Here is a 7,295-nt window from a genome sequence, read left to right on the forward strand (position 1 = left end):
CATCATAGAAGAAGATAATTATTATCCTTTTGGCCTAAAACAAAGCAGGCATGACAACGTTGTAAATACTCAAGGTAACGCAACTGCTCAAAAGTATAAGTTTGAAGGTAAGGAAATACAAGATGAATTGGGACTCAATTGGTATGACTTTGGTTGGAGACAATATGATCCAACTTTAGCAAGAATGCTACAAGCTGATCCGGTCACCCATCATTCACAGTCACCATATACTGCTTTTGATAATAATCCTGTCTTTTGGGCAGACCCAGATGGTGCTGCTACGATTGATCCAAAAAAAGATCAATATGTTGTAATTTCTTCTTCCGTTGATAAACACAATGTTACAACAATTACCCAAACAACTACGACAACAATTACAACGACTAAGAATGATGGAAGCGTAAGTGTAAGATATTCTTCTGCTTCTATAACAAATAAAGTAGATGCAGAAGGAAATGTAACTAAAGGAACCACTGTAACTCATTCATCAGGTATTATCAGCAAAAATGCAGACGGTAAGATATCTCGTAATGAGGGAAAAAGTTTTTCAACCGAAGCAAAATCTGGAGAGCGAACTTCTCAATTAAATCAATGGACTAATACAGTTTCAAGCTACAACAAAACAAATAAGGATGGCATTTATAATGTAGACATGATAGATAAAACTTCTAAATATACGACTAAGGCTTTTGAAGCTGGAATTTCAGTATTTGGAGCAGCAGGAGTAAAAAGTAGTCTTTCTGCACTTAGCGATAATACAAAAAACTTAATTGGACTTTTAGGAGGCGCTACATCTGGAGATCAAGCAGTTAGCCTTACTGGTGAAGCTTTACAAGATCGTATTGGGAAGAATAATAATTATGCTATTGTTTATGGGGTCCAACATATACAAAATGGAGCAATGATGAAAGAAATGAAGACACCAGCTGGACAAAGAGGAAGTTCTAGATATAGTGTTGGCCCTACAAGTTGGCAAGATTTATGGAAAGGATTTAAAAGTTTTTTTAAAAATTAATTTATTATGGATCTAATTAAAGAAAGCTTTCTGTTTTTTTTGTTGAAGTTAGCTATTATATTGTCAATATTTTTTATTCTCATCAATGTATTTAAGTACTTAAACTATAAAATAAGCAAGGAAAAAATAGCATCGTTAGTATTATTGCTTTTATTTCTGTACTATGTTTTTTCAATTATATTAGGAATATTTTTCGATATAGATATTTAAACAATAATTATTCAATCACCGAAGAGTTCCTTATAAAAGCTGTGTAAATATCTCTTGACTAAATCAAATTCCTAAAAGCCATTTCAATGAAATGGCTTTTAGGAATTTGATTATTTAAACATTTCTCGATTAAATAAAATATTTGAATACACTGTTTTGAAAAATTTTGTGTGCATCTGAAATTATATATATCTTTTTCGATTCCTCATGACTTTAATTCTTCATTAATTTTCATTACAATGCATGATTATATTTAAAATTGTCGAAAAAGAAAAGTCTCTAATGGCATTTGTTTTAAGAACTTGCAAAATACCATTTCTTAAAATAACAAATTACAAATTAAATAATCACAATTATCATGTATAAAACATCAAAAAAAACAGATAAAATCCGACAAAGCTATAGTCTAATTTTATAGATTTGTTCAAAAAAGTTATTGAGATTTAACATAGTAACTTTATATAAAATTAAAAACATGATTAAAAAAATTATTATTTTATTTCTTATTGTTTGTACTGCATGTCAAACAACCAAAATAAAAAATGATACTTACAAAATTGCCACTTCTTCACCAGAATTAGGTTCTATTGGTCAATCCAACAAAAACAATAAACAAGAAAATAGTTTTGCAGTCAGAACACTGCCTAAACTCGAAAATAAAATCAGGATTACGATTGGCATTGTGCCCTTTAACCGTAAGCTAAACCATGTTTATAAGTCAAAAGCCAGATACAACCAAAACCAGACTACGGTAGCGTATATTGACAGTCTGCCTAAAAAACCGGAACTGGTTACCCTTAAAATATTAGATATAAACGGTTTGGTTGGTGAGTTAAATGCTCCTTACAATGCAGATGTTTTCAGGTTATTAAGAGATACAGAAGATTCTGAAATTATAACCAGCATTGCAGTAAGCCTTTCTACTGATGAAATCACCAAAATCAGACAGGCCGATGCTTATTATTTAATTAATTCACAGGAAAAAAAATATACGATAGCCTTATACAAAACAGGAAAAAAAACAGACACTATTGATGTTAGTACTGAAAGCATTGTAGGCTATCAAAGCAGTAAATTTTGCTGGGCATCAAATCAAAAAAGACAATGGTATATTGCTGACATTGTAGAAGGTAAAAACAGTTGTAAAGGCAGCACTAAATTAATTCCGGAAGAGAAAAAAAATAAAAGTCTTTACGATATGTAATATTTTCTACTTCTGCCCTACTCCATAAATCCTAATCAGTTTATAACTGAAAAATTAAGCCAAATGAATAAATCCGTTTTCTACAAACTTATACCCTGTATTTTGTTTTTATCCTTATTTTCCTGTGAGGAAATATTACTTGTTGATGATATTTCAGATAAAGAAATTACCCTGGTTGCTCCTGCCAATAATTCTGGTTTATTTTCGACCGGTGTTTCTTTTTCGTGGGATAAAGTCGAAAACGCAGAAAAATATCATTTACAGATTGCCAAACCTAATTTTACTTCCCCAATACAAATTGTCCTCGATACATTAGTCACTTCTACGACATTCAACCAGCAATTAAATATTGGCAAATATGAGTGGCGTGTCCAGGCAGTAAACAGCGGTTATGAGACAGGGTATAAAACATGGTCTTTTGAGATTTTAAACAATGATGATTTTCAGGACAATACCGTTGTTTTATTAACACCAAATAACAACCTGATTACAAAAATTGCAGCTCAAAAATTATCATGGCAAAGCATTATAGGCGCAAGCGAATACCTGCTTCAGATCTATGACAGCAATAATGCTTTAATTAAAGAAGTAAACACATCGTCTACCAGTATCGATTACACATTTCCTGATGGGAGCTATAGCTGGAAAGTCAGGGCAAGCAACGGATCGAAAGAAACATTATATACGACAAGAACCCTCTTAACAGATACGAAAAAACCAAATACTCCTGTTCTCACCAATCCGGTAAATGCCAGTTCTACTACTTCTACCAGTATTAATTTTCAGTTTAGCAAAACTCCTATTTCCGGAAGTGCTGAAACTGACAGCATTTATGCTTATAACGAAAGTGCTTTAACAAATCTAAATTTCAAGGATAAGGCATCCAATCCTTACAGCAAAACATTGACTAAAGGGACTTATTATTGGTATATCAAATCTTTTGATGAAGCAGGTAATGTTAGTGAAAAAAGTAGTGTTTTTAGTTTTACTATTAATTAATATTCTAATAGAAATTGCTAATCAAAAATTAGAAATAATAGAGTTCTCAAAGTTGAAAACGAATTAGCCCAAAAATAAATTATTAATGAAAAACAAAAAAAACATATACATACTGTTGCCCATTGTATTATTCGTTTGGGGAGGCGTTTTGTATCAGGTTTTTTCTTTTACCAATACGGACAAAATCATACCTGCCGAAAAAAATGAATTTACTATTAAGCCTTTAAAAATAAAAGAACGACAAACATTTTCCATTAATGTCAATTATAGAGATCCTTTTTTAGGCAAGATGTACGCTCCAAAAAAAAGTTCAACAGTACAGACAAAATCTACCAAAGTAAATAAACAGCCAAAACCTCAGGAAACCTTAGTCTGGCCAACTGTTCTGTATAAAGGAATGATATCTGACAGTAAAGAAAAAAGGAAAATTTTCATTCTTATTATTGATGGTAAAAATCATTATATGAAAATTGGAGATACCCAAAGTGAAATTTTTCTGAAAGAAGGAGATAAAGAATCTGTTTATATCAAATACAAAGGAAATCTAAATCTTATAATGCTTGGAGATTGAAGCTGATTAACAAAATTAAATCCGGCGCTTTACAGTTTACAGTGTTTATTGCTGTTCTTATTGCTTTGCTTTTGGCCGGGCTAATTTTGTATGCTTATACTTTTATTTACATGAAAGAGCAATCGAAAGGAGCTATTGAAAACATTCAAATGGCAGATATTGGAATTCAATATTTGCTGGAACAAAAAGAAATCAATTTAGATACTGCTCAAATTGATTTCATTAAAAAAGAAAATCAAACCATTAAAACCTCTTTGTCACAATGGGGAATTTTTGAAAAAGGCATCACTATTACACAATTTAGAAAAAAGAAATTTACCAAAACAGCTCTTATAGGATCCCTTGTAAAATCTGATGAATCTCCTACCTTATTTTTACAGGAAACCCATAATGGCTTAACAGTGGTTGGAAATACCACTATTCGTGGAAATGCTTATTTACCAACTCAGGGAGTAAACTCAGGATATATTGCAGGAAACAGTTACTACGGATCTCAGTTAATTTATGGCACAATTAAAAAAAGTACTGTGGAATTGCCAAAACTCGAAAAGACAGTTTTAGAGAGTATTCAATATTATCTTAGAGATTACAAAATTGAGCATCAGGAAGATTACATCAATTTGGACTCACCTTCAAAAATCGTAAATTCCTTTAAAACAAAAACTAAGGGATATTATTCATCTGATCCAATTGTTCTGGAGAATAAAATCATTTCGGGAAATATCATTGTTAAATCACAAACTTCCATTAAAATAAAAAAAACTGCCTTATTAAAAGATATAATCTTAATAGCACCAATTATAGAAATTGAAGATGAAACTATTGGTAATTTTCAAGCCATAGCATCTAAAAAAATTACATTAGGCAAAAATTGCAATTTAAGCTATCCAACAGCATTGATTTTATTTCAGGATAATAAAATCAATCCAAATGAAACTTCTAATATTCCATTCGATAATCAAATCTATATTGATTCGAAGAGCATTGTAAAAGGAATTATCTGTTATATTCAGACAAAAGAAACGCCTGATTTTAAGACACAAATTATTTTAGAAGAGGATGCGAAAATAAAGGGACAGGTATATTGCAATGGCAATTTTGAAATAAAAGGAACGGTTTCGGGTTCAGTTTATACCAAACAATTTGTTGCCAATCAGTCTGGATCTATATTTATGAATCACATTTATAATGCAACTATTGAAAACGAAAATATTCCAATGATATACGGCGGAATTCTTTTAGAAGAAGAACCTAAAACTGTTTTGAAATGGCTGTATTAAAAAAAATAAAATCGGCAACACTAATTGAGGCTCTTGTTGCAACAGTATTAATTGTAATCATATTTGTAATTGCAAGTATGGTATTGAATAATCTGGTTTTAAATACTTTTTCTAAAAATACACATCCTATTGAAAACAGAATTAATGAATTGGAGTATGAAATTCAGAACAACTTAATAAAAATTCCATATCAGGAAAGCTATAAAGGTTGGGAAATTATTGTTGAACCAGCAAAATCAGAAGCCATTTCTTCTCAAAAAATAATAAACATTTCAGCAGTAAACAATATCTCAAAAAAGGAGATTTTAAAACAGCAAATTTTATGGCTGCAGGAAAATTAAAGTCATTTACACTTGCAGAATTAATAGTTGTGATGATTATTACTGCTATTGTGGTTGGTATGGCATTTAGTGTATTGCGTATCGTTCAAAAGCAAATTCATAAGATTCAGACCAATTTTGATAAAACCAGTACTTTGGCTTTATTTGAACAAAGGCTGTGGCTGGATTTCAATGAGCCTCATAATATAATTTACAATAAAAATGAACTTATTCTTATTTCAGAAATAGATACAATCAATTACTCATTCCGGGAAAATTTTACAATGAGAAACCAAGATACTATTAAATTAAAAATTACTCCAAATAAAGCTTTCTTTAAAGGAAAAGAAATCACAAACGGTACAATAGATGCCATCAGCATCTTTACAGATACGGAACTTCCTGACTACGCAATTTTCGTTTCCAAAAAAAATGATATAACATTATTTATGAATCAGGAAGATGGCCTTTAAAATAGAAAACATCCCAAACAAAAAAACTGTTCAATCTAAAAAACCGAATAGTATTGAAGACCTGCTTAAAAAGGAAATCACTCTTTTTGGAGATTCTTTTAACAATAAAAAGAAACAAACCTTTTATCAGGAATTAGCTGTTTTATTAAAAGCAGGTGTGAATTTTAAGGAAGGATTGTCATTGATTATTGAATCATTAAAGAAAAACAATGATAAGGAATTGATTCAGTCTATACTTAATGAAGTCGTTAACGGTAAGCCGTTTTCAAATGCTTTATTGGCATCGAAGTCATTTACAGAATATGAATATTACTCTATCAAAATTGGTGAAGAAACAGGAACAACCGCTCAGGTATGTGCTGAATTAGGTTACTTTTTTGAACGCAAAAACGAACAAAAACGGATAATTATTGCTGCACTAACCTACCCTTCTATTGTTCTGAGTACGGCTGTTTTGGTAGTTGTTTTTATGTTGAGTTATGTAGTTCCGATGTTTCAGGATATCTTCAAGCAAAACAATGTGGAATTGCCATATCTTACTCAGGTAATTGTTAAATTATCAAACCTGACCAAAAAATTCGGGTTCTATATTTTTATTACTTTAATCATTTTAATTTTCTCAACACGCTTTTTTAAAGATAACATTAAATACAAAAGGGCTCTCCATTATTTCCTGATTAAAATACCTGTTTTGGGAACTTTTATGAATAAGGTTTATCTGGCACAATTCACACAAGCAGTAACCTTATTAACGACTGCAAAAGTACCTCTGTTGAACAGTATTCAAATGGTTAAAAAGATGATTCAATTTGTTCCCTTGCAGGATGCTCTGGAAAAAGTTGAAGAAAGTATTTTAAAAGGAAATAGTTTAAGTTCCAGTTTAAAAAACACTCCACTTTTTGATAATCGAATCATATCACTTGTAAAAGTAGCCGAAGAAACCAACCAAACCGAATATGTTTTTAAGCAGCTCAGTGAACAATACAATAATGAAGTGATGCAGCAATCTAAAGTTATGACTACTATTCTAGAACCTTTTATTATTCTTTTTGTAGGGGTCTTGGTTGCTGTTTTGTTGATAGCTATGTATTTGCCTATGTTTCAATTGAGTAGTGCGATTGGTTAAATAAACTACCTCGGGGCAGAGCCACCGAGGTATTAGAACAACGAGAGCTGTTGAGAATGTAATTTCTTGTATTCTTTCTCTTTACCTTGTGATTTCA

General features: G+C 31.0%; 8 protein-coding genes. All 8 read left to right on the top strand.

Annotated elements, in window-relative coordinates; genetic code table 11:
- The coding region (locus FLACHUCJ7_RS24950; protein WP_230408910.1) for an RHS repeat-associated core domain-containing protein at positions 1 to 1,015 on the top strand (1,015 nt) is incomplete at its 5' end.
- A 685-nt stretch (positions 1,016 to 1,700) separates the two neighbouring features.
- Positions 1,701 to 2,429 carry a hypothetical protein gene (locus tag FLACHUCJ7_RS24955; protein ID WP_180910946.1) on the top strand — a complete coding sequence of 243 codons (729 nt, stop codon included), beginning with the start codon at positions 1,701 to 1,703 and terminating at the stop codon, positions 2,427 to 2,429.
- Between the two features lie 63 nt (positions 2,430 to 2,492).
- Entirely contained in the window at positions 2,493 to 3,428 is a 936-nt protein-coding gene (locus FLACHUCJ7_RS24960) for a hypothetical protein (RefSeq protein ID WP_180910947.1), read from the top strand.
- Positions 3,429 to 3,513: 85 nt separating this feature from the next.
- Positions 3,514 to 3,999 carry a hypothetical protein gene (locus tag FLACHUCJ7_RS24965; protein ID WP_180910948.1) on the top strand — a complete coding sequence of 162 codons (486 nt, stop codon included), beginning with the start codon at positions 3,514 to 3,516 and terminating at the stop codon, positions 3,997 to 3,999.
- On the top strand, positions 3,996 to 5,279 hold the full coding sequence (locus FLACHUCJ7_RS24970; protein ID WP_180910949.1) for a hypothetical protein: 1,284 nt from the start codon (positions 3,996 to 3,998) through the stop codon (positions 5,277 to 5,279). The genes FLACHUCJ7_RS24965 and FLACHUCJ7_RS24970 overlap by 4 nt, the downstream gene beginning before the upstream one ends.
- Positions 5,267 to 5,620 carry a hypothetical protein gene (locus FLACHUCJ7_RS24975; RefSeq protein ID WP_180910950.1) on the top strand — a complete coding sequence of 118 codons (354 nt, stop codon included), beginning with the start codon at positions 5,267 to 5,269 and terminating at the stop codon, positions 5,618 to 5,620. Before FLACHUCJ7_RS24970 ends, FLACHUCJ7_RS24975 begins: the two co-directional genes overlap by 13 nt.
- Entirely contained in the window at positions 5,602 to 6,072 is a 471-nt protein-coding gene (locus FLACHUCJ7_RS24980) for a PulJ/GspJ family protein (protein WP_180910951.1), read from the top strand. Before FLACHUCJ7_RS24975 ends, FLACHUCJ7_RS24980 begins: the two co-directional genes overlap by 19 nt.
- Positions 6,062 to 7,198 carry a type II secretion system F family protein gene (locus tag FLACHUCJ7_RS24985; protein WP_180910952.1) on the top strand — a complete coding sequence of 379 codons (1,137 nt, stop codon included), beginning with the start codon at positions 6,062 to 6,064 and terminating at the stop codon, positions 7,196 to 7,198. Before FLACHUCJ7_RS24980 ends, FLACHUCJ7_RS24985 begins: the two co-directional genes overlap by 11 nt.
- Positions 7,199 to 7,295: the final 97 nt, after the last annotated feature.

Origin of the sequence: Flavobacterium salmonis (assembly GCF_903819435.1) — a bacterium.
GTDB classification, from domain to species: Bacteria; Bacteroidota; Bacteroidia; order Flavobacteriales; family Flavobacteriaceae; genus Flavobacterium; species Flavobacterium chungangense.

Bases quoted from the DNA above. Each gene is read 5' to 3' on its own strand.
- FLACHUCJ7_RS24955 (WP_180910946.1), top strand. From the start codon at position 1,701: ATGATTAAAAAAATTATTATTTTATTTCTTATTGTTTGTACTGCATGT.
- FLACHUCJ7_RS24960 (WP_180910947.1), top strand. From the start codon at position 2,493: ATGAATAAATCCGTTTTCTACAAACTTATACCCTGTATTTTGTTTTTA.
- FLACHUCJ7_RS24980 (WP_180910951.1), top strand. From the start codon at position 5,602: ATGGCTGCAGGAAAATTAAAGTCATTTACACTTGCAGAATTAATAGTT.
- FLACHUCJ7_RS24975 (WP_180910950.1), top strand. From the start codon at position 5,267: ATGGCTGTATTAAAAAAAATAAAATCGGCAACACTAATTGAGGCTCTT.
- FLACHUCJ7_RS24985 (WP_180910952.1), top strand. From the start codon at position 6,062: ATGGCCTTTAAAATAGAAAACATCCCAAACAAAAAAACTGTTCAATCT.
- FLACHUCJ7_RS24965 (WP_180910948.1), top strand. From the start codon at position 3,514: ATGAAAAACAAAAAAAACATATACATACTGTTGCCCATTGTATTATTC.